21 protein-coding genes, 1 pseudogene and 1 riboswitch are annotated in these 24,584 nt (G+C 30.8%); of the genes and pseudogenes, 6 read left to right on the forward strand and 16 right to left on the reverse strand.

Translation table 11 applies throughout. From position 1 onward, the window contains the following. A partial coding sequence (locus tag OIO11_RS10000; protein ID WP_268071314.1) for a mannose-1-phosphate guanylyltransferase occupies nt 1–736 on the reverse strand: 736 nt, incomplete at its 3' end. Nucleotides 737–892: 156 nt separating this feature from the next. Here OIO11_RS10000 and OIO11_RS10005 point away from each other — a divergent pair. From OIO11_RS10005 to OIO11_RS10015, 3 genes are read left to right on the forward strand one after another with little or no spacing between them, the layout of a single operon-like run. Continuing rightward, nucleotides 893–2,077 carry a quaternary amine ABC transporter ATP-binding protein gene (locus OIO11_RS10005; protein WP_268071315.1) on the forward strand — a complete coding sequence of 395 codons (1,185 nt, stop codon included), beginning with the start codon at nt 893–895 and terminating at the stop codon, nt 2,075–2,077. 2 nt (nt 2,078–2,079) lie between these two features. Further along, a complete protein-coding gene (locus OIO11_RS10010) occupies nt 2,080–2,898 on the forward strand; it encodes an ABC transporter permease (protein WP_268071316.1) in 819 nt (272 codons plus the stop codon). Between the two features lie 40 nt (nt 2,899–2,938). Further along, nucleotides 2,939–3,814, forward strand: a complete 876-nt coding sequence (locus tag OIO11_RS10015) for a glycine betaine ABC transporter substrate-binding protein (protein ID WP_268071317.1) — start codon at nt 2,939–2,941, stop codon at nt 3,812–3,814. Between the two features lie 90 nt (nt 3,815–3,904). Here the strand turns inward: OIO11_RS10015 and OIO11_RS10020 are convergent, their stop codons facing one another. From OIO11_RS10020 to OIO11_RS10060, 9 genes are all read right to left on the reverse strand, one after another. After that, nucleotides 3,905–5,410 (reverse strand): hypothetical protein, encoded by a 1,506-nt coding sequence (locus OIO11_RS10020; protein WP_268071318.1) that lies wholly within the window; start codon nt 5,408–5,410, stop codon nt 3,905–3,907. A gap of 301 nt (nt 5,411–5,711) precedes the next feature. After that, entirely contained in the window at nt 5,712–6,830 is a 1,119-nt protein-coding gene (locus OIO11_RS10025; RefSeq protein WP_268071319.1) for a 2-hydroxyacyl-CoA dehydratase subunit D, read from the reverse strand. After that, nucleotides 6,823–8,088 (reverse strand): 2-hydroxyacyl-CoA dehydratase subunit D, encoded by a 1,266-nt coding sequence (locus OIO11_RS10030; RefSeq protein WP_268071320.1) that lies wholly within the window; start codon nt 8,086–8,088, stop codon nt 6,823–6,825. Before OIO11_RS10030 ends, OIO11_RS10025 begins: the two co-directional genes overlap by 8 nt. Nucleotides 8,089–8,135: 47 nt before the next feature. Beyond that, nucleotides 8,136–8,912 (reverse strand): acyl-CoA dehydratase activase, encoded by a 777-nt coding sequence (locus OIO11_RS10035; protein ID WP_268071321.1) that lies wholly within the window; start codon nt 8,910–8,912, stop codon nt 8,136–8,138. A 112-nt stretch (nt 8,913–9,024) separates the two neighbouring features. Then, complete coding sequence (locus OIO11_RS10040) at nt 9,025–10,584, reverse strand: acyl CoA:acetate/3-ketoacid CoA transferase (RefSeq protein WP_268071322.1); 1,560 nt, start codon at nt 10,582–10,584, stop codon at nt 9,025–9,027. A 459-nt stretch (nt 10,585–11,043) separates the two neighbouring features. After that, nucleotides 11,044–11,457, reverse strand: coding sequence for a VOC family protein (locus OIO11_RS10045; protein ID WP_268071323.1), 414 nt, complete (start codon nt 11,455–11,457; stop codon nt 11,044–11,046). Between the two features lie 56 nt (nt 11,458–11,513). Next, nucleotides 11,514–11,927, reverse strand: coding sequence for a VOC family protein (locus tag OIO11_RS10050; protein ID WP_268071324.1), 414 nt, complete (start codon nt 11,925–11,927; stop codon nt 11,514–11,516). 390 nt (nt 11,928–12,317) lie between these two features. Then, entirely contained in the window at nt 12,318–12,572 is a 255-nt protein-coding gene (locus OIO11_RS10055; RefSeq protein ID WP_268071325.1) for a hypothetical protein, read from the reverse strand. Between the two features lie 66 nt (nt 12,573–12,638). Beyond that, on the reverse strand, nt 12,639–13,115 hold the full coding sequence (locus tag OIO11_RS10060) for a GyrI-like domain-containing protein (protein WP_268071326.1): 477 nt from the start codon (nt 13,113–13,115) through the stop codon (nt 12,639–12,641). A gap of 217 nt (nt 13,116–13,332) precedes the next feature. Between OIO11_RS10060 and OIO11_RS10065 the strand changes: the two genes are divergently transcribed. The 3 genes from OIO11_RS10065 (at nt 13,333) to OIO11_RS10075 (ending at nt 18,665) form a co-directional block, all read left to right on the forward strand. Then, a complete protein-coding gene (locus OIO11_RS10065) occupies nt 13,333–15,558 on the forward strand; it encodes a peptidase domain-containing ABC transporter (RefSeq protein ID WP_268071327.1) in 2,226 nt (741 codons plus the stop codon). Continuing rightward, nucleotides 15,555–17,084 (forward strand): HlyD family efflux transporter periplasmic adaptor subunit, encoded by a 1,530-nt coding sequence (locus tag OIO11_RS10070; RefSeq protein WP_268071328.1) that lies wholly within the window; start codon nt 15,555–15,557, stop codon nt 17,082–17,084. The genes OIO11_RS10065 and OIO11_RS10070 overlap by 4 nt, the downstream gene beginning before the upstream one ends. A gap of 102 nt (nt 17,085–17,186) precedes the next feature. After that, nucleotides 17,187–17,274, forward strand: a riboswitch (Fluoride riboswitch). Nucleotides 17,275–17,354: 80 nt separating this feature from the next. Further along, nucleotides 17,355–18,665 (forward strand): voltage-gated chloride channel family protein, encoded by a 1,311-nt coding sequence (locus OIO11_RS10075; protein WP_268071329.1) that lies wholly within the window; start codon nt 17,355–17,357, stop codon nt 18,663–18,665. A 63-nt stretch (nt 18,666–18,728) separates the two neighbouring features. Here the strand turns inward: OIO11_RS10075 and OIO11_RS10080 are convergent. From OIO11_RS10080 to putP, 6 genes and pseudogenes are all read right to left on the reverse strand, one after another. Further along, nucleotides 18,729–18,842: pseudogene (locus OIO11_RS10080) on the reverse strand (DNA-3-methyladenine glycosylase); the annotation flags it as partial. 26 nt (nt 18,843–18,868) lie between these two features. Further along, the gene (locus tag OIO11_RS10085) at nt 18,869–19,984 is read right to left on the reverse strand and encodes a DUF362 domain-containing protein (RefSeq protein WP_268071330.1); all 1,116 of its coding nucleotides are present in this window, start codon (nt 19,982–19,984) and stop codon (nt 18,869–18,871) included. Nucleotides 19,985–20,060: 76 nt separating this feature from the next. Next, a complete protein-coding gene (locus OIO11_RS10090; protein ID WP_268071331.1) occupies nt 20,061–20,993 on the reverse strand; it encodes an alpha/beta hydrolase in 933 nt (310 codons plus the stop codon). 83 nt (nt 20,994–21,076) lie between these two features. After that, on the reverse strand, nt 21,077–22,189 hold the full coding sequence (locus OIO11_RS10095) for an MATE family efflux transporter (protein WP_268071485.1): 1,113 nt from the start codon (nt 22,187–22,189) through the stop codon (nt 21,077–21,079). 22 nt (nt 22,190–22,211) lie between these two features. Continuing rightward, entirely contained in the window at nt 22,212–22,655 is a 444-nt protein-coding gene (locus OIO11_RS10100) for a MarR family winged helix-turn-helix transcriptional regulator (protein WP_268071332.1), read from the reverse strand. Between the two features lie 198 nt (nt 22,656–22,853). Then, nucleotides 22,854–24,314 (reverse strand): sodium/proline symporter PutP, encoded by a 1,461-nt coding sequence (putP, locus tag OIO11_RS10105; protein ID WP_268071486.1) that lies wholly within the window; start codon nt 24,312–24,314, stop codon nt 22,854–22,856. Between the last annotated feature and the right edge of the window lie 270 nt (nt 24,315–24,584).

Genomic DNA, 24,584 nt, shown 5'->3' on the forward strand with positions numbered 1-24,584 from the left:
TTCCCTCTATTAAATTATATTGTTCATTTATAGTTTCCTCTTCCTTTTCTGTTCCTACTTCTTTGTATATCTCCATCAAATTTCTATACATCTTTGGAAGATATTTTTCCATCTCCCTTAAGAATACATCTGCTCTCCAAACAAACATACCGCTGTTCCAAAGATAATTTCCATTAAACAAAAAATCCTTTGCAACTTCTATGTTAGGTTTTTCAGTAAATCGTTCTACTTTAAAAGTTGGAATATCCCCAGTGACTCTATCTCCCATCTGAATATATCCATATCCTGTTTCTGGTCTTGTAGGGTTTACACCAATAGTTACAAGACCACGTCTTCTTTCTGCTATTTGTATCGCTTGAGATAAGGTATCTATAAATTGTTTTTGCTGCTGTATATAATGATCTGAAGGAAGAACTATAATTGTTGCATCCTTATCTTTTTTTAGAAGTTTAACTGCTGAAAGACCTATGCAGGTTGCGGTCTCTTTATTAGCAGGTTCAACGAAGATATTATCCCTGTTTATTTCAGGTAATTCTTCACTAACTTTATCTATATAGTCTCTATTAGTAACTACACATATATTTTCTTTATTAACTAAAGGAGTTATTCTATCCACAGTATTCCTTAAAAAACTCTTTTCATTTATAACTCTCAAAAATTGCTTTGGATTCTTGTCACGAGACAATGGAAATAGTCTTGTCCCTTTTCCACCAGCCAATATTAGTGCATATATCACTAAAACACACTCCATATTCATTGCTTATACTCTATACTATGTGGAAAATACTGTTTGGGTGAATGTTAAATAAAAATTAGCTCTTTTGTAAAAACTAATTATATCGTTAACTCAACTTATTGGTGTAATAACTTTTAATACTTCAGGAGGTATAAAATGGCTAAAATTGAAGTTAAAAACTTATATAAAGTCTTCGGTAGGAATCCTAAAAAGGTTATTCCTCTTTTACAAAACGGAATGTCAAAAGATGAAATCCATAATAAATTTGGAAACACCGTGGGAGTAAATAACGCTAATTTTCAAGTACATAATGGAGAGTTTTTTGTAGTTATGGGGTTATCAGGTAGTGGAAAATCCACTCTGATAAGGTGCCTAAATCGCCTGATAAAACCTACTATGGGTGAAATTCTTATAGATGGAGAAGATTTATTAAAATGTAATGATGAAAAACTTAGAGATGTACGTCGAAAAAAAGTAACAATGGTATTTCAACATTTTGCCCTTTTTCCACATAGGACCATATGCAGCAATGTAGAATATGGACTAGAAGTTCAAAATATAGATTCTGAAGTAAGAAAAAAGAAAGCCTATGAGGCATTGGAATTAGTAGGATTAAAGGGGTATGAAGAAAATATGCCAGACGAATTGAGTGGAGGTATGCAGCAAAGAGTTGGTATTGCTCGTGCACTAGCTACTGGAGCAGATATACTATTAATGGATGAGGCTTTCAGTGCCCTTGATCCTCTTATTCGTAGAGATATGCAGAGTGAACTTTTGGAATTACAAGCTAGATTGAAAAAAACAATAGTATTTATAACTCATGACTTAGATGAGGCCCTAAGACTTGGAGACAGAATTGTAATCATGAAAGATGGCATAATAGAACAAATAGGTGATTCAGAAGAAATACTTACAAATCCTGCAAGTGAATATGTAAAAAAATTTGTTGAAGATGTAGATAGAAGTAAAGTAATAACTGCATCAACTATTATGAAAAAACCTATTGCAATTATCTCTCCTAAAAATGGTCCCAAAGCAGCTGTAAGAATTATGAAACAAGAAGAAATATCAAGCATATATGTATTATCTCAAGATGGCAAATTAAAAGGAATAGTTAAAATTGAAGATGCTAAAAGACTAGTTGAACAAAATATTCATTCAATAGACGATATACTTGTTAAAGATGTACCTACTACTTCTGAAGATACTTCTATTTCAGAATTATTACCTATAGCTATAGATACCAAATATCCAATTGCTGTACTTGGAAAAGACAACACCGTTTTAGGCATCATAAAAAGATCAACTATAATAGCGGGAATAGCAGGAATGGAGGAATAATAATGTTTACACTACCTGTTGGAAAATTATTTGAAATAATAATTAATTGGCTTAAAAATAATCTTGACCCTGTTTTTAACATAATAAGAATTATAAATGAAACCTTTATAATAGGATTGGAATCAGTATTATTATTTATTCCTAGTATCATCATGATAATACTAATTGGGTTTCTTGCCTTTAAAATATCTAGTAAAAGAGTTGCTTTCTTAAGCATTATAGGGTTATTATTTATATATTTTATGGGATTATGGACTCAAACTATGCAAACACTAGCTTTAGTATTAGTTTCTGCCCTTATTGCTCTAGTCATAGGCATTCCTTTAGGAATTTGGTCTGCACGCCATGAAAAAGTTAATACTATACTAAGACCTATTCTTGATTTTATGCAAACTATGCCTGCTTTTGTATATTTGATTCCAGCAGTATTATTCTTTGGAATGGGAAAAGTTCCAGGAACTATTGCAACAGTTATTTTTTCAACACCTCCTGCAGTAAGACTTACAAATCTGGGAATACGTCAAGTACCAAAAGAAGTTATAGAAGCTGCAAAATCATTTGGTTCTACACCAAAGCAAATGCTCTATAAAGTTCAACTTCCAATGGCTTTATCTACAATTTTAACAGGAGTAAATCAAACTATAATGTTATCTCTATCAATGGTTGTTATTTCAGCTATGATAGGAGCTGGTGGACTTGGAAGAGAAGTTTTATCCGGAATTACACAACTTAATATAGGTTTAGGATTCGAAAGTGGTATTGCTGTAGTAATTTTAGCTATGATACTGGATAGAATAACTGAATCTTTAGGTAATTTATAATAAAAATTATATACACTATTAAAATATAAGGAGGATAATAATGAAAAGATTATCTAAAAAAATAATTGTATTATTAACAATGGTAACTTTAATTGTCACTTCATTCCCAAGTTGTACTACTGCAAAAAAAGAAAGTAAAAAAACAGTTAAAATAGCTTGTGTTAATTGGTCAGATTGTATAGCTGTAACTTATCTAGCAAAAGCAGTTTTGGAGGATAAAATGGGATATGATGTTACAATAAACATGGCTGATCCAGGTGTAGTATTCACTTCTGTAGGCGAAGGAGATACAGATGCTTATTTAGATGTATGGCTTCCAGTAACCCATAAAGATTATATGGATAAAGTTAAAGGTAAAGTAGTAAAGTTAGGCCCAGTCTATGAAAATGCTCTCTTAGGACTAGTAGTTCCTTCATATACTAAGATAAATAGTATAGGAGAATTAAATAGCATTAAAGGTAATTTAAAAGGTAAAATTACAGGAATTGATCCTGGTGCTGGTATTATGAATGCTACTTCCAAAGCTATTGAAGAATATAATCTAGATTTGGAATTAATAGAAGGAAGCGGTCCAGCAATGACTACAATGCTAAAAGATGCTATTGATAAAAAAGAGGATATAGTCGTTACAGGTTGGAAACCTCACTGGAAATTTGGAAAATGGAATCTTAAGTTTTTAGAAGATCCTAAAAAGGTTTATGGAACCGAAGAAAGTGCTTATAAAATCATTAGAACAGGATTTGAAGAAGATATGCCTGAAGTTACTAAATTCTTAAGCAACTACAAAATAGATATTAAAGATTTAAGTGGTCTAATGTATGATATCTATGAAAGTGATAAAAAACCTTTAGAAGTTGCTAAAGAATGGATGAATAACCACGAAGATCTAGTTAATAGTTGGATACCTAAAAAATAAAGTTAAAAATTATAAAAACCCCCAGCATATTATTTTCCGTTATATAATATACTGGGGATTATGCTGTCATTATAAAATATAGATATAAATCTAATTTTTTGTTTCCATTATTCTAAAAAACATATTCCCATATTCTTCTACAGCTTGTTCTACTGCATCAACATCATATTCTGCACAAAAATCTTTATTTTTTATCATTAGTAAATATTCATTAATATATTTAACAAGATTCTCATTTATTATTGTATAAACGGAAGGTACAGAGCTGGAAATACCTTTTAAATGCTTCTTTAAAAAAACTTTTTTGTTATTTACATTAACTGAAATTTTAAAGAAATTCACATCATAATTAAGTAACTCATCATTCAAAATTGTAATTTTAATATTATTATTTTTCTTCATAGATTCTACTATTTTATGAGCATGAGCTTTTCTTTGTTCTACCGGCAATTTATACCTGACATCAGTATAAAATATATCTCCTTCTTCAATATACTTCATAAGTGCAGACTTTAAAATAATAAAATCAATTTTACCTTTTTCAAATCTCTCTTCCCATGTAATTTGTAATTTTCTAAGTAAAAACGCTGTTTTATCCCCAAACCCTTGGTTGTAAGCTGCCTCAATAATATCTGAAATTATATCATAAGGTAATAAAAATTCAAATCCTCTTGTAGAAACAAATTGGAACTCATCATTAGAATAAAAATCTGTTCTATATCCACTTTGCTCTAACACTGCTGGTTCTACACACCTAATTAAGAGGTCTCCCTTTGTAAATTTAGCAATAGTTTTATCATAGATTTTATTTACTGTTTCATGATCTGTTATAACAGTTGCTGCATCTGCCAACCCATCAGAATCCAAGGCTAAAATAATTGCAAATTTATCCCTGATTGCTATTATATTCAGCTTATCCATATTTTTATTATCGAAAAATTCAAATTCTATATTCCATTTTTTATTTAATATAAAGTATATTCTCCACAAATAGAAATTGGGATTTGTCTCAAATTCCTCCATATTAAATCCAACCTTGGCACTAACCCTAATATCATTCAACGTATATTCCTTCATTGTATCCAGATTAATATTAGCAGTTGCCTTACAAATGTCAATTGTAGATAATAATTCAATATCCGTTGTTGAATTCTGAATCGTTGTAGAAATAATTTCTCTAATAAACTTAGTCACTTGATTTTTACCAACAATAATCTTACTGTCGTCATGCTTTTTCTCATTTTTTTCACATAATTCAGTTTCTGATTTTTTATATGCATTATCTAAAAAATCATATATATGATTTTTTAATATATCATTAATTGTTGAATCATCCATCTCAATAGGTTGTGTTATTCCAAATATTTGCCAAAATTCTTTAACTATATTTCTTTTTATTATTTGCTCTGAAAAAAATATTGCTGCTCTTTCATTAATATTTTCAATATTTTTAGAAGTAGGTATCTTAATGTTATTACACCATTTACTTATATAAGATATATCATATCCCACAACTTTCGATAACACCACAAATTTAGTATCTGTAAAACATAATAATTTTTTTAATATAGAACCATAATTTTCCGTTTTCCTCATGAAATACCTCCAACTTTTAGCTAAAAAAACAAATCAAAACTATAAATTTCACTATTTGAAATTCAAATGAGTTATCTTAAGCTATTTTTATCTTTTCAAAATAGTTTTTGTAGGTTTTTTAGACACTTTGCATATATTATTATAACAATTATAGTTTATGAATTCAAATGACATAGGAAAATTATCAGAAATTTCAAATTTCTATATTTTCTATTAATATAAATAAAACCCTGTAAGACTATTTTTAAGCCTTACAGGGTTTTTTATTCGTAATAAAATATATTAATGATATATTTTAAAATTAAAGCATTTCAGCGAAGCTTTGTACTCTTGTTTTAACTTGTTCAAAAGCTGTTGCTTCTTGGTCGATTTCTATATATAAGCTCTTAATTCCAGCTTCTTCAAATTGTGCATAGTAGATTGGATAATCGAATTCTTCTGGATCACAGAATTTCATCATACAAACAACAACTGCGTCTGCATTGTATTTTTTAACCATATCTATAAGCATTTGGCCTCTTGGTTTTTTAGGATCTGTTGCAAGAGAACATCCGTCAAAATCTTGCCACCATTTAGCTAATCTGTATAATGGATCTGTTCCTTCTGGTACATCAAGTCTGAATTGTCTTGATTCTTGTGCAAGATCATCTGCAACAACAGCTAATCCATTTTCTTTGAAGATTTCTAATACTTCATTTGGCTCAGCAGTGATACCAGTTAAGATAACTTTCTTACCAGTCCATGGTTCAACAGGCATAGCTTTAACTTCTGCTATTAATTCTTTTACCATAGCAGTATGTTTTGATTTTTCCATGAAGTGTCTTGATTTCATTACAGCATGACGTTTTATTGGATCGATAACTTGTGGATACTCAGCAGCAAGATCTGAGAATTCACGCATAGCTCTACGGTTTTCGTTGTATACTTCGATACTGTTGTTTATTGCTTCATCTGTAATTTCTACATTTAGTATTTTTTCAAGTTTTTCACGAACAAGTCTGAATTCTTCAGCAAGGAATGCATTTGAAGCTTCTAATTTTCTGTTTTGTGGATGAGTGAACACTATTACAGGAGATGTTCCTTTCCACTTTTGGCTTAAGCACTTTAATGTATCACATGGTACTGAGAAAAGTACTGCCTTTAACTCATCATATGCTCCTTCAAGTTGCATTTCCATAACTGATTGCATGATTGAACAAGCAAATGGAGGTAAGTATGCACGAGCTTTAGATATGCTCTTTTGTCCTCCCCAAATTCCTATTGGAAGAAAACCTGCTGCATGAATTAGTTCTTCTGGAGCATATACAGGCATAACACCTACTGCTCCTTTACCAGTTTCTGCTTTATAATCTTCCATAACTTTTCTTGGATTGCTTGCAATTACTGATAATTCATTTATAATGTTTTCTATTCTACTCATTAGATTTGTCCTCCCCTTGTCTCATCATTTCATCTAACGCCTGTACACGTGTTTCATATTGTGCAGGAGCGAAGTTACGAGGATCAGTTTGGTCTCCGTCGAAGCTTACATATGGTAATCCATTTTCTTGTTGTAATCTTTCAGCTGTTTCTACATTTAATAAACTCATTAACTTACAGCTTCTGTTTTGGTGATAAAGGATACCATCACATTGTCCACCGTCTATTATATCACTAAGAACCTTAACTTTATTGTCAAGACAAGTGTTGATATAAATTCTAGTATAAGCTTCTGCCATTGAGCTCATATCTCCTGGAGTATAAGTTAAGTTCCAAAGTCCTGGATATGCTGATCCAGTCATTATATCTCCAGCATTTTTTAATGTTTTGAATGTGTGTCCAAGGTGTGGCCAAACAGCTATACCTTCCCAAGTAACACGTTTTTGTTCATTTCCTTTCATTGCATAAACACCATTTGCAAGCTTTTCATCAAGTTCATCAGCAAACTTCTTGAATGTGATTTCAGCATAATCTTTACTTCTAGCACAAACGATAAGAGCCATGAAGTTGAAAAGATCGAAACCATTTAATGGTGATGGTTTGTGGTGTAACATATCAGCTAATCTATTCCATTGAGCAACAGAACGTTGAGTTTGTTCTTGTACTTCTAAGAATTTGTCATAGTCGAATTTCTTTCCACAGATTTCTTCAAGTTGTGCAATAGCTGCTTTATATTGTTCTGCTATATAATCTTTAGCATATTGTGGAATTGGCATTGTATGGTTGAATGGTACGTCGATTACGATGCAAGGAATGTTTAATTCTACTGCAAGGTTTTCATACCATTTTAATAATGTATTACAAATGTTATTACATGTTATTACAAGGTCTGGAAGTGGTACATCTGCTGCTGGAGAGTTTTTAAGTTTTTCAGGTGTTACTCCAGTTAAAGCTTTTTCTTTTAAAAGTTCCATGTATCCAAGGTTTACTCTTGCATAAGAACAGATGTCTAGTGAGTATCCTTTTTGATCTGCAACTTCTAGCATATCTAATGCACCTTTTCTTGCACCTATTCCTGCTGCATGTGTTTCAGGATATACCATAGCTATATCCATAGCAACACAGAATTCTGGAGGAGCAACTGATGCTGACCAACAAACAAGCTTTCCTTCTTTTTTCGCTTGTCTTGCTTCTTCATCTAGTTTTTCCTGATAGTAACCTAATAATTGTTTTGAACTCATTTCTGCTATATCAGACATTATTATCCCTCTTTCTCAATATATTTTATTTATAAGTTTATTAGCTTTTATTTATTAGCTTCCTCATAAGCAAATAATGCTGCACCAAGTGCACCTGTAATTTGTGGATTTGGCGCTACAATTACTTCTCTTTTGAGTTCTCTACTTATCGCTCTAACAACTCCTGCATTTTGAGCAACACCGCCACACATAACAACGTCATCTTCTACTCCACCTCTATAGGCAAGTCCGCAAGCTTTACTAGCTACTGATTGATGAACGCCAGCGATGATGTTTTCTTTAGCAACTCCCTTTGAAAGCTGAGATATTACCTCAGATTCTGCAAAAACTGTACATGTACTACTAACAGTAGCTGGTTCTGTTGCACGAGAATCATATTCTGCCATCTCACCAAGCTCAACTTCAAGCACTCTTGACATTACATCAAGAAAACGCCCTGTTCCTGCTGCACATTTATCATTCATGAAAAATTGCTTAACGCCACCTCTACTGTCAAGTTTAATTGCCTTAGCATCTTGGCCACCAATATCAATTATTGTTTTTGCTGTAGGCACTAAAAAGAAAATACCTTTAGCATGGCAACTAATTTCACTAAATTGTTTATGTGCTTCTTCCAAGGCAAATCTTCCGTAACCCGTAGCAACAACTTTGGTCATGTCCTCTAATGTAAGACCTGATTTTGAAAGTGCCTTGTCCAAAGCTCTCTTAGGTCCCGTAGAACCTGTTCCAACTTGAACTACTTCTGCAGCAATAATATCTTTCCCATTTTCAAGTATTACAACTTTTGAGGAGGCAGAACCAACGTCAATTCCCATTGTATACATCGCATGCTCTCCTTTGTATGATAATTTTCTCTTTGGTATTTCCTGCTAAGGTCATAATAGTTATGACCTTAGCAGGACAACTACATAAGATAATCTTATTATTATCTATTATCTATTTTTTTAATCCCATATTTTCTTCTTTGAATAATTTTTCATCCATAATCTTAACTTCTCCATCAATCTTAGGAGCAAATTCCATTAAGTCAAGGATTTGTGTTTGAATGTCAATTCCAGGTGCAACTTCTATTAAGTGAAGTCCATCTTCTTTTAATTCAAATACACATCTTTCTGTTATATATAGTACAGGTTGTTTGTTTTTGTTTGCATATCTTCCACTGAATGTAACCTGTTCAACATCTTTTATAAATTTAATCTTCTTACCTTCTTCTGCTATTACTACTTTGCCATCTTCAATATTTACTTTCAAACCACCTGCTGTGAAAGTACCACAGAAGAATACTTTTTTAGAGTTTTGTGTTATATTGATGAATCCACCACAACCTGGTAGTTTTGGACCAAATCTACTAACATTAATGTTACCATTTTCATCACATTCTGCTAATCCTAAGAATGCCATGTCAAGACCGCCACCATCATAGAAATCAAATTGATATGGTTGATCGATAATAGCATCAGGATTTAAAGCTGAACCAAATCTTGGTCCTCCTTGAGGAATACCTCCAATTGCACCTGACTCAACAGTTAAAGTCATGTAATCGCCAATTCCTTCTTCATTTGCAACTTGTGCAATATATTCAGGGGCTCCTACACCTAAGTTAACAGCTGTATCTTCTCTCAATTCCATAGCAGCTCTTCTTGCTATAACTTTTTTAGCTGTTAGTGGACTAATTTCTACATCTCCACCTACTGGTTCTCTTACTATTCCACAAAGTGCTGGATTAAATTCTCTTCCTAAGCTTTGTTCGTGATCTTCTGGATCAGCTACTACAACAGCATGAACATAAACTCCTGGTACTTTTACTAATCTAGGATCTAATGTACCAGCTTTGACAACCTTTTCAACTTGTACAATGACCTTACCACCATTATTTTTAACAGCCTGTGCTATAGATGTAACTTCAGTAGTAGCTACTTCTTTTTCAACAGTTATATTACCATACTCGTCTGCATAAGTTCCTCTAATGAAAGCAACATCTACTGAGAATGCTTTGTAGAAAAGTTTTTCTTCACCATTAATTTCTATAACTTCTACTAAATCTTCTGTTGTTCTCTCATTTATTTTACCGCCGCCATTTCTTGGATCAACGAAAGTATCTAAACCAACATGAGTAATTGTACCAGGTCTGTGACCGGCCATATCTCTTAGTAAATATACTAAAGCTCCTTGTGGCAAGTTATATGCTTCACATTTATTTGCAAGACAGAATTCTCCTAATTTTGGAGCAGTAGCATAATGACCTGCTATTACTCTTTTAACTAAACCTTCATGAGCATAATGGTCGCCACCTGTTTTACCACTTCTGTCACCTTGAGATGCTGGATAGAAAAATGTTATATCTTTAGGTGAACCTGTTTCTAAATATCTTCTTTCTATTGCCTTACTTAATGCTTCAGGATTACAGTTACCAACAAATCCACTTGTAACAAGTGTGTCACCATCTTTAACTAATTGAACCGCTTCTTCAGCTGTTAATATTTTAACTTTCTTCATTAGTCTTCCCCCTATCTACAATTTTATTTTTGTATAGCATTAATTCAAGTATTACAATCTACGCAGATTTTCACTTAAGGATAATAATCATTAAATTAAATGATTTAATATCGAATTTTGTTTCTGACTTTATTCTAATACAAATTCGACTAGATTAAAACAACAAAAAGTTGAATTATTTATAGGAAAGATAATTCAACTTTTTTTTCAAGTCATAAATCAATTGGTTTAACTATGCATGTATCTTACTATTCTTGGGACTTACAAGCTACTCTGAATTATACACTTTTCTTCAACTTTTGCATTAAATTACCTATTAAAATATAGTCGAAAAAATACATCTACATCGTTTTTTATAATATTACTCCCTGCAAATTCTTCAACACTTAGATAAACTTAGTTATTTTTCTACATTCTTTTTAATAAGCTTTGTATCTTTAAATGTGTTTACTTTCTTTCTTATCTTTGAATTTCTCCAACAGTTTCTACAAATTCGACAAGTATTCCTTCTCCGTATTTTGGTCTTAAGAAATTAACCATAATATCACTTGTTCCTGGTACAGCACTTCCTTCAAGCATTTCCATTCCTTTATCTTTATACTCTTTACGTACAGCTTCAACATCATCAACTTCAAAAGCAATATGTGCAATACCACCTTTTCCTCCATTAAAGTCCTTAAGAACACCTTCCTTTGGAATAATTAATTCAATAGGACTATCTTTTTCAGTATATTTTGTAAATATTAAATCTGCATGATATGCTTCAACATATCCTTGATAATCAATTTCTAAATCAAATTTTTCAAGAAAACGATGAGCTGCTTCCATTGTAGGAAGAATAATACCAACGTGATGCATTCTCATAGGTTTCATAATCTTCATCCCCCTAATTTTTATAAAATATATCCATATAAATATTTTTAATGAACTTATCTTTGAATTGCTCCAACAGTCTGTACAAATTCAACAAGTATTCCTTCTCCATATTTTGGTCTCAAGAAATTAACTATAATATCACTTGTTCCTGGCACCGCACTTCCTTCAAGCATTTCCATTCCTTTACTTTCGTACTCTTTACGTACGGCTTCAACATCCTCAACTTCAAAAGCAATATGTGCAATACCACCTTTTCCTCCATTGAAATCCTTAAGAACACCTTCTTTTGGAATAATTAATTCAACAGGGGTATCTCTTTCCGTATACTTTGTAAATATTAAATCTGCATGATATGCTTCAACATATCCTTGATAATCAATTTCTAAACCAAATTTTTCAAGATAACGGTGAGCAGCTTCCATTGTAGGAAGAATAATACCAACATGGTGCATTCTCATAGGTTTCATAATCTTCATCCTCTCAGTTTGCAAAATTTTTTGGATCTTTTTATTATTCATCCTTGTTTCTGATTCCATTTTAATACCGTATAAGTTGAAATGGAACATAATAAACTTGACTATTGTTTTATAGATAATCATTCAATTACTAACTATATATTCAAGTTGAATAATAATTTTTCAAACTTGAATAATCATTATTCAACTTCTTTAACTAGGGATGTAATCTCTCCCCTTAATGATGTAATGCTTTTGTAATTATTTATATAAAAATGAAAGTTACCTCTAATGAGATAACTTTCATTTTTATATACTTTTATGTACTTGTCTTTTGATAAAAAACGCCAGTCGTAAAACTGGCGTTTTTGGGGATTTTGAATTTACTATGATTGTCCTAAACTAACACCAACCACAAATTAAATAGTCAACACCACCATTAATAGCACCTAAGAATGCTTGTCCAAATGAAGCAGATACATCTCCTATTAAAGGTAATTTCATAGTGCCATTAGGATCAGCTTTTTCATAACCAGTTTTAGCACCTTCAAATATAGAACCAAAAAATGCTCCCCAGCTCCAAGCTCCACCATTAACAACCATCATCTCATCATAAGTAAGTTCTGTGAATGCTGTAGTATTTAAAGCCATTGTCATATTAATCCCCTCCTTATATAAATTTATTTATATATAAATAACCTAATTAGGTTATTTACAAACATCTTATAAAACACAAGGATTTACTGGTAAATAAATATCAATAACCATTTCATTTATTTCTTCAGCACTGTTAGCTTCTTTAACATTTACATTATATGAAGTTGCTATTGGTCTTAAATTATTTTGTTTTATATAATTATTGATTTTATTATATACATTCTGAAGAGTTGATGGATTACCAACATGTCTTGCAAAAACTGCATTTGCTAAATAAAGTTCTTTCTTTAAAGTATATTCTTCTGGTAATTCACTAACCTTATCTATTGGTATTAAAAATTCCATATCTAATACCTGTTCACCATCTACCATTTCTATACTAAAAGTAGTGTTTATGAGTGGACCATTTTTTTTAACTCCCTTATTTTTAAGAAATTGCTGTATTTTTAATATTTCTTGATTTGCTTGTAATCTAGTCACTTTTTTTCTTAATGATAATAAATTTTCAATTCTGAAGCTTTTACCAACTTCTATATTTTCCATAAAGTCACCCTTCCATCAAACATATGTATTTAATGTAAATTTTATATTTATTCTATCGTTTTTTTCCATGAAAACTTTATACTCTTATGTATTTTTTTGTATATAAAAAATTATATGTTTGTATCTCATTCTTTTAAATATTATTTGCCATTTTTTGTCGCAAACAGTATAATCATATAATATGTATTAATTTTCATTTTTGTAAAGGAATGATAAAATGGACTTTTTTTTCAAAAAATATGTGTGTATAAAACAACATGATATTAAAGATTGTGCAGCAGCATGCTTAGCTACTATTTCTAAGCAATATGGACTTAAAATCCATATATCCAAAATACGTGAAATCGCAGGAACTGATAAACAAGGTACAAATGCATATGGCATTGTAAATGCGGCTAACAAACTAGGTTTCTCAGCCAAAGCAGTTAAAGTTGTAAAACAAGAAGATATTTTTGTTAAATTTCCACTTCCCGCTATAGCTCATGTTATAGTAGATGGAATGCTTCTTCATTATGTAGTCATTCATAAAGTAACTAAAAAAGAAATTTTAATTGCTGATCCAGCTAAAGGAATTGTCAAATACACCCCTAAAGATTTTTTCAAAATATGGACAGGCGTATTGATTCTTATGGTTCCAAGTAATGAATTCATAAAAGGAAATAAAACCAATGGATTATTTTCCAGATTCATGGTTCTCCTTAAACCACATAAAAAATTGATGCTAAATATATTTGCATCATCTATCATAATAACTCTGCTTGGAATTTTGAGTTCCTTTTATTTTAAATTTTTAATGGATGACATTTTGCAATATAACCTGAAAAAGACTCTTCATATTATTTCTATTGGAATTATAATTTTGTATACATTCAAAATATTACTTAATGCTTTTAGAACTCAGCTTCTTCTTCATTTAAGTCAAAAGTTGGATATTCCATTAATGCTCGGATACTATAATCACGTTATAGAACTTCCACTAAACTTTTTTGGCACAAGAGAAGTTGGGGAAATAATATCAAGATTCAATGATGCTTCAAAAATAAGAACTGCAATTTCCGGGGCTACATTAACTATAATGATAGACACTATAATGGCTATCATAGGCGGAATTATTCTCTACAATCAAAATAGCCTTTTATTTGGAATCACTATAATTCCCGTTATATTATATGGAATAATTGTTCTTTGTTTTAATAAGCCAATTAAAGATGTTAATAGAGAAATGATGGAAAATAGCGCTAGTTTAACTTCTTATCTAGTTGAATCTTTAAATGGTATAGAAACAGTAAAAGCATTCAATGCTGAAAATGAAGTTAATTTTAAAACAGAACAAAAATTTATAAAGCTGCTTAAAAGTATTTTTAGAAACGGTATGATTAATAACTTTGCAGGTTCTATAAAAAGTGGTGTTAAATGTATATTCGGTGTGATTATTTTATGGATTGGAGCTTATGAAGTTATTCAAAATAAACTTTCTTTAGGCCAACTTTTAGCTTTTAATGCGCTATTAGTTTACTTTTTAGATCCTATTGAAAACTTAATAAATTTACAAGTTCAACTTCAAACTGCTATTGTAGCGGCTGACAGGTTAAGTGAGATATTAGACTTGCAGCTGGAAAAAAGCACAGATGAAGATAAAAAAATTAATCCCACATCATTAAATGGAGATATTAAATTTAAAAATATAAGTTTCAGATATGGATCTCGTCAATTAGTACTTCAAGACTTTAATATCAACATACTGTCTGGTGAAAAAATAGCTTTAGTGGGTGAAAGTGGTTCTGGAAAAACTACTATTGCTAAATTACTGATGAATTTCTATCAATGTGAAAAAGGAGAAATATTAATTAATCAATACAATATTCAGGATATAAATCGTGAAATCTTAAGAGAAAAAATTTCATATATATCTCAAGATATTTTCCTTTTTAGTGGAACTATAAAAGATAATTTATGTTTAGGAAATAAAAATCTCGATTTCCAATCAATAATTGATGCATGCAAAAAAGCTAAAGTTCACGACTTCATAAACCAACTGCCATTGAGATATAACACATATGTTGAGGAAAATGGTTCTAATTTCTCTGGAGGTCAAAAACAGAGATTGGCAATAGCTAGAGCAATCTTGAAAAAACCAGATATACTTATAATGGATGAGGCTACAAGCAGTTTAGATTCTGTTACTGAAAAGGCCATTGCACAAACTATGTATGAGTTTAGTAAAAATATGACTACTATAATAATCGCTCATAGATTAAGCACAATTATGCGATGTGATAAAATTTTTGTTATTGATAAAGGTAAAATTATAGAAACAGGGTCTCATAACGAGCTTATTAAAAATAAAGGACACTATTATGAACTTTGGAAAGATCAAATTCCTGAAAATTACGTAAAAGAAGAAGTAGCTGCATCTATATCCGTGGAGGAGAAATCACTATGAGATATGAAATTAGGGATTTAAATGAAATAACAGATAGCATAGAATTATTAGAAGCTAAACCTCATAAATTTACTTCTATATTCATTTATATAATAGCTTTAATTTTATTATCTGCATTAACATGGTCATATTTTAGTAAAATAGATGTTGTAGTTAAAGCAGATGGTGTACTTCGCCCCAATGATGAAATTAGCACAATCAAAAACATAGTAACTGGTAAAGTAAAAGATATCTATTTTAGAGATGGTCAATCGGTAAAGCAGGGGCAGATTCTATATACTATAGAACATAATGAATTAATACTTCAACAAAAAACAATTGAAAAAACTCTTAAAGAATATAAAAAAGAATATAGTATGCTGACTAAATTTAAGAAAAGCATTTCTGAAAACAAGAATTACTTTGATTCTAAAAGTGAAAATGAATATTACAATAAATATTTAAAATATGAAACTGATTACGCAGCATTAAAATGCAACTTGGAAAAACCTTCATTAGAAATGAATCAAACTGAAAAACTTCAAGAAATCAATAGAAAAAATATTCAAAATAACATTGAATCACTTGAAAAGGAATCTAAAAATTTGGCATTGCTGCAGCAATGTATAGAACAAAATGAAAACCTGTTTACAGAACAAAACGAAAAATACTACAATCAATTTTTAGATTATAAATTAAATTTAGATAAGCTTGATAATACCTATCAGAATAAACTTGATTATTATGAAAAATTAAAAGTTTTAGAAGCTGATGGTATAGTATCAACACAAGAACTGCAAAATACTGAATTAGATATGCAGCAAGCAAAAACAGACCTTTCTAAGTATAAAAATGAATATCTTCTTAGTATAAAAAAGAGTATACAAGATAATAATGATAAGCAAAAAAATCTAGTATTAGATTCAGGGAAAACTGAAAAAAACTCCGAAATGTTTAAAAATAATTCGCAAAGCTATTCTATAAACATAAAAAAATATAAAACTGATGCTTTAGTTAAAGTTGACAATGAAGCAAAAGATTGTAGTAAAAAAATAAAGACTATTACTGCTGAACTTGAAAAAGTAAAATTAGATATTAGTAATTGTATTGTTAAATCTCCAATTAACGGATTTATAAGAATAGTTAATCCTGTTACCAAAGGCGATTTTATACCAATAGATATGGTAGTAGCCTCTATTTTGCCTAAAAATAACTCTAAATATAAAGTTGAACTTTATGTTTCCAATAAAGATATTGCAAATTTAAAAGAAAAGCAAATCATAAAGTATCATTTTTCTGCCCTTCCATATAAAGAATATGGAGAGCTAAAAGGAGAAATAACTAAAATAAGTATAGACTCACAGGTAAATCCTAATACAGGTCTTAGTTTTTATTTAGTAGAAGCAAATATTCAAAACAAACCCTTATATAGTTATAAAGGTAAAAAAGCTGAAATTAAACTGGGAATGCAATGCCAAGCTCATGTAATTACAAGACAAAAAAGAATTTTATATTATTTGCTAGAAAAACTTAATCTAAAAGATTAAGATAAGAAAACTATTTATATTACAGAGCTGACACTTTTAGTGTTAAGCTCTTTTTTTACTTACATTGTACTCAAATAAAATTTATGTTATAATTTCATAGTTAAATAAATAGGGCATGAAGTTGCCCTTGGAGAAATCCTAAACCACTTAATAGATTATTATTTATTAAGTTAATAACTTCTACAAATTAGCATATACATATGTTTTTATGTACATGCTAATTTGTAGAAGTTTTTCTTTGTTTTAAAAAATTTCAGGAGGTACTAGTACATGAGAAAAATATTAGAAAATTCCACAAACAAAGATTTCAAACATTTTAACGCCATCATATTCTTTATTAAATGGTTAGTATTAGCTTCATTAGTGGCTGTTCCATCAGGAATGCTATCCGCTTTATTTTTGATATCACTCAGTAAGGTGACTAGTTTTAGAGAAATTCATCCTAATATTATATTTTTACTTCCACTAGGCGGTGCTTTAGTTAGCTTTATATACATGAAATGGGGTAAAAATAGCAGTAAAGGTAATAATTTAATTATTGAGCAAGTAGAACATGGAACTAAAAAAGAAGAATCTGTACCTTCAAGATTAGCGCCACTTACTTTATTTGGAACAATCGTTACTCATTTGTTTGGAGGATCTGCTGGAAGAGAAGGTACTGCTATTCAAATGGGCGGAAGTGTAGCTGATACAGTTAGTCGACTATTAAAAATCAATAAGGAAGACAGACGAATATTATTACTTTGCGGTATAAGCAGTGGTTTTAGTTCTGTATTTGGAACTCCTCTTGCAGGAACCGTTTTTGCAATGGAAGTAATAGCAATAGGTAAAATGCATTCCTATGCATTTATTCCCTGCTTTATATCTGCTTTTGTATCAAATGAAGTAGCTCTAGCATTAGGAGCTTCACATTCACATTATCAAATGATACAAATTCCTGAAATGTCTTTTGTTGTTTTATTTAAAGTTATAATAGCATCTATTTGTTTTGGACTTGGAAGTATCTTATTTAGCGAACTTACTTATTTCTTTAAAAAAACTTTTGGTAAAATCACTAATAATCAAGCGTATAAAAGCTTTATAGGCGGTGTAATAATCATCATTTTAGTTTTCTTATTAAGCACTAGAGATTATCTAGGTTTAGGACTTCCAATGATAGATAAATCTTTAAAAGAACCAGTAGCACTACCAACTTTCTTCTTAAAAACATTGTTTACTTCAATAACTTTAGGTGCTGGATATCAAGGTGGAGAAGTTACACCTTTATTCTTCATAGGTTCAACTTTAGGTAATGCTCTAGGTCAAATACTAAATATGTCACCTTACTTTCTAGCTAGTTTAGGCTTTGTAGCCTTATTTGCTGGTGCAACTAATACACCATTAGCCTGCTTTGTTATGGGATTAGAACTTTTCCATGGACAAGGAATACCATTTTTATTTATTTCTTGTATGATAAGTTACCTATTCTCAGGACACCATGGCATTTATGGTTCTCAAACAATATGTGCACCTAAATACTCATGGCTTGAACTACCTGAAAACTCAACCATATTATCTTTAAAAACTAAAAAGGCCAATTAAAATTTTATTTTAAATATAAAAAGCCTCCAGTATATTGCTGGGGGCTTTATCATTTTACTTTATTCACATACTAAATTCTTCTTTCATTCCTTCTACTATATATAAGTTATCTCCACACAAATCTTCTTTATTTTGATCTTTGGTAATTTTGAATGAATTACACAATTTAGAAGGACCATTAGTTAAATTTCATGTATTCACCACTATATTTCAATTAATTCATATTTACTGCTTCCCAGTCCAATTTCTTCCCCATAACTTATTTGTATCTCTCCATAAGTATTTTTTCTCATAGATTTGAATTTATCTTCTCCACATTTACAATCATGCGCATGTTCATGGAAGAAAGAATTTGTATTTCCCGCTGTTATATTTACTAAATCTAAACAGGCTTTATCTAAAGCTACAGGGTCAGTTGACGCCAATATTCCTATATCAGGTACTATAGGTGCATCACTCCATGGAACACAGTCACAGTCTGGAGTAACATTAATTACAAAATTAATATAACCAACTTTATCTTTTTTATCAGCAACGGCTGCATAAGCATATTCTGTCATTTTTTCAGTAAATTCTTTGATTTCTGTATCCCAATTAAGTCGTATAGCTCTTGTAGGGCAAACTGTCATACATTCTCCACAACCTATACATTTATTTTTATCTATAATAGACTTTTTATTTTCCATAGTGATTGCACCTTCTGGACAAACTTTTACACAGTTTCCACAACCTATACATTTATCTTCATTAACTTCTGGTCTAGTAGAATGTTGATCTTTCTTCCCTTTTGCGGGTGCACATCCCATAGCTAAATTCTTAATTGCTCCACCAAACCCAGCCATTTCGTGTCCTTTAAAGTGAGAAAGAACTATCATATTATCTGCTTCTGCAATAGTTCCTGCAATAGTAGCAGTTTTGAAGTGCTTTTTATCTATTTCAACATCTACTGCATTTTCTTGTAAAAGTCCATCTGCAATTATAATAGGAGCTCCCACTACAGCATAATCAAATCCATGTAATATTGCTGTTTCCATGTGATCTACTGCATTTTTTCTACTACCTGAATATAAAGTATTTGTATCCGTTAAAAAAGGCTTAGCCCCTTTTTCTTTTACTTTATCTACAATTTGTCTTACAAAAACAGGATTTATATAGCCATCACTACCTACCTCTCCAAAATGAAGCTTTATGGCAGTTAAATCATTCTTCTCTATAAAATCTCCAAATCCAGCTGCTTGAAATAACTTTTTCAACTTAGTTATTTTATTTTCCTTTGGACTTCTAGCTCGCAAATTCATAAAATAAACTTTGCTTTCCATTAGTTCATTACACCTCCAAATTATAGGTAAATATATTTTTATATATCCCATCAGTTTATTTTAATACTTGAAATTTTTATTTTTGCAGATGATCTTCAAGCCAAAGTAATAAATCCTTTATTACCTCATCTCTATTCATTTCATTTAACATTTCATGTCTTCCCTCTGTATAAAGCTTATATGTTAAATCTTTAATTCCTACCTTTTTATATGCCTTAACAAGTCTTAATACACCTCTGCCATTTTTGCCTACTGGATCTTTATCACCTGAAAAAATATATATTGGTAAAGTCTTTGGTACTCTACTTATTTCATTTTTATTTGCAATTAATTTTAATCCCCCTAGTAAATCATAAAAAAATCCTGCTGTAAACACAGTTCCACAAAAGGGATCTTCTATATATTTGTCTACCTCTTTTTCATCTCTACTTAGCCAATCAAATTTTGTTCTATTAGGTTTAAAGGCTTTATTGTATCCTCCAAAGGATAACTTATCCATCCTTTCGCTTTTTTCACTTCTTCCTATCCTCTTTATTTCTCTCTTTGCAATTATCCTTCCAATATCAGCCATAATACCTATGCTTCCATTAGTTCCAGATAGTATTGCTCCCTCTAATTCTTTTCCATAAAGACAAATATATCTTTGAGTCAAAAAAGAACCCATGCTGTGACCTAATAGAAAAATTGGAAGCTTAGAATTTTCCTTTTCAATAATTTCAGTTAACTGGTGCATATTATCTACCATAACTTCAAATCCATTTTCGCCTAACTCTCCAAGTTTATCTACTTCCTTGGCAGTTTTTCCATGTCCTCTGTGATCATTGGCATATATGATATATCCTTCCTTTGTAAGCTGCTCAGCTAGATTTTCATACCTCGCCGCCGTTTCTGCCATACCATGAGCTATTTGAAGTACAGCCTTAGCTTTTTTATTTTTCTCTGGGCTCCATTTATAAACAAAAATCTCAAGTCCGTCTTTGTCTTTAAAACTAAATGTCTCTTTAATCATAAAATTTCCCCCTTATAGTATAATTTTAATATTGTAATTTCTTTACTACAAGAGGGTAACTATAAAATTAATATTTAATTTTCTTACATCTCATCATATTCCAGCTCTAGTTTTTCTTGTTCAGAGGTTATTTTTTTCATTTCATTAATCATCAACAAAGCTGTAAAAATTGTAGATCCTACATCAGCTATAGGGAATGACTTCCATATACCTGAAATACCTATATACTTTGGTAATATAATTACCAAAGGAATGAATAGCAGCACCTGTCTAAGTAATGACAATATTAGCGATGGTATAGCCTTACCTATTGATTGAAACAAAGTAGCTCCTACTATTTGAATTCCTATGACTGGTACCATTAAAACAACAACTTTCATTATAGCGGCACCATTTTGTACAAACTTAGTATTGGTGCTAAAAACGCCCATTATCTGTGTGGCAAATATTTGAGAGAATAAAAATCCACAAACAGCCATAAACGTAGTACCAATAAGTGACAGCTTTACTGTCTCTTTAACTCTATCCATTTTTTTAGCACCATAGTTAAATCCAACTATTGGTTGCATTCCCTGTACTATTCCAAATAAAGGCATATATAAGAACATAGTTATCTTATTAACTGTTCCTAAAATAGATATATCCAAATTAGTTCCATATATTTTTAAAGAATTATTTAATACAACACCGACAACACTTCCTGCTATTTGCCTTGCAAAAGCAGATGACCCTACTGCAAAAATTTCTTTTAATATATTTATATCAGGCTTTAAGTGATGAAGCTTTATTTTCAAAGCACTTTTTCCACTATATAAATATGAGAAAACAAAAATAAATGATGGGAATTGAGAAATTACAGTTGCAATTGCTGCTCCTTTTATTCCCATATTTAAAACAAATATGCACACATAGTCTAAAGGAATATTTAATCCTGTACCTATCATCATTGAAAACATTGCTACTTTAGCATTTCCTTCTGCTCTAATTAAATTGTTAGAAGAAACTGCAAACATATAAAATATAGTTCCTATAAAAATCACATAAATATAGTCTTTTGCATAAGGTAAAATTTCTGGTGTAGCTCCAAAGAAACTTAGTATTGGTGAAATAAACTTTAACCCTAATACAGTGATACAAGCTCCTATTATAATAGCGACTAAAAATGAATTACCTGCAACTTTATCAGCTTTTTCTATCTTTCATATAATCTCTCCTTAATTAATTATTTTCTTTCATATATTTTGCTGCACTTTCCCCCATCTTCTCCAACAGTTCTATTGCCACTTCTTCTTCTTCTTTATTTAAATCTGCTGATAATACATCTAGCCATTTTCTCAAAATTTTAAAAAGTACAGGCTTAAACTCCAAAGCTTTTTCAGTCAAATAAATCCTATTTGTTCTTTTGTCCTCTTCATCCTTTTTCCTTAAAACATATCCTTCGTTTTCTAATTTTGCTATAGCTCTTGCTGTAGTACCTTTATCAATATATGCACTTTTACTGAGTTCATCTTGGCTTATTCCATCTTTTTTAAATAGTATAAGCAAAAAAATATATTGACCCGTTCCTAAACCATATTTTTTCAGCTCTTTTCCCATAAAGCACTGCTGATATCTATATAAAATTGATATATATTTTCCTATTGACTTATTGTCGCACTTCACTTTATCGCCTCTTCCATTTTATATTCTTCATATTAGTTGTGGATGCAACTAATAACTCTTAACATTATATGCTATATTAGTTGTCAATGCAACTATATTTTTAATTTTTTCCATTTGTAAACACTAATATAAAATTTTACATTTTCCTTCTATATACACAAAAGAAGAGCCTGAACATCCAGACTCTTCTCTTCTTTTCTATTCTTTATTTTTTAAATACACTTCTTCAAACTCTTCTTTAATTTCATCACTAGGCTCTTTACTTAATACGCTGACAACAACTATTGCAATTATGGAAATTATGAATCCCGGTACTATTTCATATAAATCAAAAATGCCACCTGATAATCCTTTCCATATTATAACTGTTATTCCCCCAGAAATCATACCTGCTAAAGCACCACTTCTAGTCATTCTCTTCCAGAATAATGACAAAATAATCGTAGGTCCAAAAGTAGCTCCAAATCCAGCCCAAGCATAAGCTACAATATTTAATACTGAGCTGTTCTCATCTAGTGCCAAATAATATGCTATTATAGCTACAACGGCAACAGCCAAACGACTTACCCATACTAACTCTTTTTCACTAGCATTTTTTCTGAATAACACCTTATAAAAATCCTCTGTAATGGATGATGCTGTAACAAGAAGCTGTGAATCTGCCGTACTCATTACTGCTGCCAACACTGCTGCCATCAAAAATCCTCCTATTACAGGATTGAACATTTTCCCTACCATAATTAAAAATATTTTTTCACTGTCATTTCCTACTAATGGTGTTTTAATATATGCAAGCCCTACTAATCCAATGATTACAGCTGCTGCTAAAGAGAAAGCAACCCAAACCATTGCAATTGTTCTAGCCTTTTTTACTTCCTTAGCTGATTTTATAGCCATAAATCTAACTAATATGTGTGGTTGTCCAAAATATCCTATTCCCCAAGCTAAAGAAGAAATAACACCTATTAGCGGTAATGACGTTCCTTTTAAATCTATAAAAGGATTTAAAAGATTAGGATTTATACCCTTAATAATATTTACAGTTTCATTAACTCCGCCCAAAGTTTTTATACCTATTATAGGAACTGCTACAACAGCTGCAAACATCATTATCCCTTGAAAGAAATCTGTCCAGCACACAGCCATAAATCCTCCAAGAAAAGTATATAGCACAATTACAATTGCTCCTATAGTTAATGCCTTTATATATGATATTCCAAAAACTGTACTAAATAATTTTCCTCCTGCCACGAATCCAGATGAAGTATAGAATAAAAAGAATATTAAAATAAAAACTGCAGAAATTATTCTTAAAGTCTTTGAGCTATCCTTAAATCTATTCTCAAAATAATCTGGTAGTGTAAGGGAATCTCCAGCCGTTTGAGTATAAATCCTCAAACGTTTAGCTATTACCTTCCAATTTAAATAAGTTCCTACTGCAAGTCCTATAGCAATCCATATTGAATCCATACCAGTAAGATACGCTGCTCCCGGCAGTCCCATAAGAAGCCATCCGCTCATGTCTGAAGCTTGAGCACTTAATGAAGTTACCCATCCACCTAGCTGTCTACCTCCAAGAACATAATCAGATAGGTTCTTAGTTTTAAAATAAAATACTAGTCCTATCCCCATCATTGCAAGTAAATAAATTACAAACATCGAAATAATTACAAAATCAACTTTAACCAATTATTCTCTTCTCCCATCTCTTAATTATTCAATGCCTATTCAAAGGCCTTCTTTGGTAAAAATCTAAAATTACTTTTAGCATTTCTCCACTTTACCATAATAAACTATGCAATTATTATAATGAAATCTTGCATTTTTGTCAATAAATATCACTTTTCATCGAATAAATAGTGATTATTAAAAGCATCTTCATTATGACTATTTACGCAATGAATAATTTACCACTATAAAATTCATTTA

This window comes from Clostridium sp. ZS2-4 (assembly GCF_026719745.1).
Taxonomy (GTDB): domain Bacteria; phylum Bacillota; class Clostridia; order Clostridiales; family Clostridiaceae; genus Clostridium_H.

Bases quoted from the DNA above. Each gene is read 5' to 3' on its own strand.
- OIO11_RS10010 (WP_268071316.1), top strand. From the start codon at position 2,080: ATGTTTACACTACCTGTTGGAAAATTATTTGAAATAATAATTAATTGG.
- OIO11_RS10055 (WP_268071325.1), bottom strand. From the start codon at position 12,572: ATGACAATGGCTTTAAATACTACAGCATTCACAGAACTTACTTATGAT.
- OIO11_RS10070 (WP_268071328.1), top strand. From the start codon at position 15,555: ATGAGATATGAAATTAGGGATTTAAATGAAATAACAGATAGCATAGAA.
- OIO11_RS10075 (WP_268071329.1), top strand. From the start codon at position 17,355: ATGAGAAAAATATTAGAAAATTCCACAAACAAAGATTTCAAACATTTT.
- putP (WP_268071486.1), bottom strand. From the start codon at position 24,314: ATGTTTGTAATTTATTTACTTGCAATGATGGGGATAGGACTAGTATTT.
- OIO11_RS10015 (WP_268071317.1), top strand. From the start codon at position 2,939: ATGAAAAGATTATCTAAAAAAATAATTGTATTATTAACAATGGTAACT.
- OIO11_RS10020 (WP_268071318.1), bottom strand. From the start codon at position 5,410: ATGAGGAAAACGGAAAATTATGGTTCTATATTAAAAAAATTATTATGT.
- OIO11_RS10060 (WP_268071326.1), bottom strand. From the start codon at position 13,115: ATGGAAAATATAGAAGTTGGTAAAAGCTTCAGAATTGAAAATTTATTA.
- OIO11_RS10030 (WP_268071320.1), bottom strand. From the start codon at position 8,088: ATGTCTGATATAGCAGAAATGAGTTCAAAACAATTATTAGGTTACTAT.
- OIO11_RS10065 (WP_268071327.1), top strand. From the start codon at position 13,333: ATGGACTTTTTTTTCAAAAAATATGTGTGTATAAAACAACATGATATT.
- OIO11_RS10085 (WP_268071330.1), bottom strand. From the start codon at position 19,984: ATGGAAAGCAAAGTTTATTTTATGAATTTGCGAGCTAGAAGTCCAAAG.
- OIO11_RS10040 (WP_268071322.1), bottom strand. From the start codon at position 10,584: ATGAAGAAAGTTAAAATATTAACAGCTGAAGAAGCGGTTCAATTAGTT.
- OIO11_RS10050 (WP_268071324.1), bottom strand. From the start codon at position 11,927: ATGAAACCTATGAGAATGCACCATGTTGGTATTATTCTTCCTACAATG.
- OIO11_RS10025 (WP_268071319.1), bottom strand. From the start codon at position 6,830: ATGAGTAGAATAGAAAACATTATAAATGAATTATCAGTAATTGCAAGC.
- OIO11_RS10005 (WP_268071315.1), top strand. From the start codon at position 893: ATGGCTAAAATTGAAGTTAAAAACTTATATAAAGTCTTCGGTAGGAAT.
- OIO11_RS10090 (WP_268071331.1), bottom strand. From the start codon at position 20,993: ATGATTAAAGAGACATTTAGTTTTAAAGACAAAGACGGACTTGAGATT.
- OIO11_RS10045 (WP_268071323.1), bottom strand. From the start codon at position 11,457: ATGAAACCTATGAGAATGCATCACGTTGGTATTATTCTTCCTACAATG.
- OIO11_RS10035 (WP_268071321.1), bottom strand. From the start codon at position 8,912: ATGTATACAATGGGAATTGACGTTGGTTCTGCCTCCTCAAAAGTTGTA.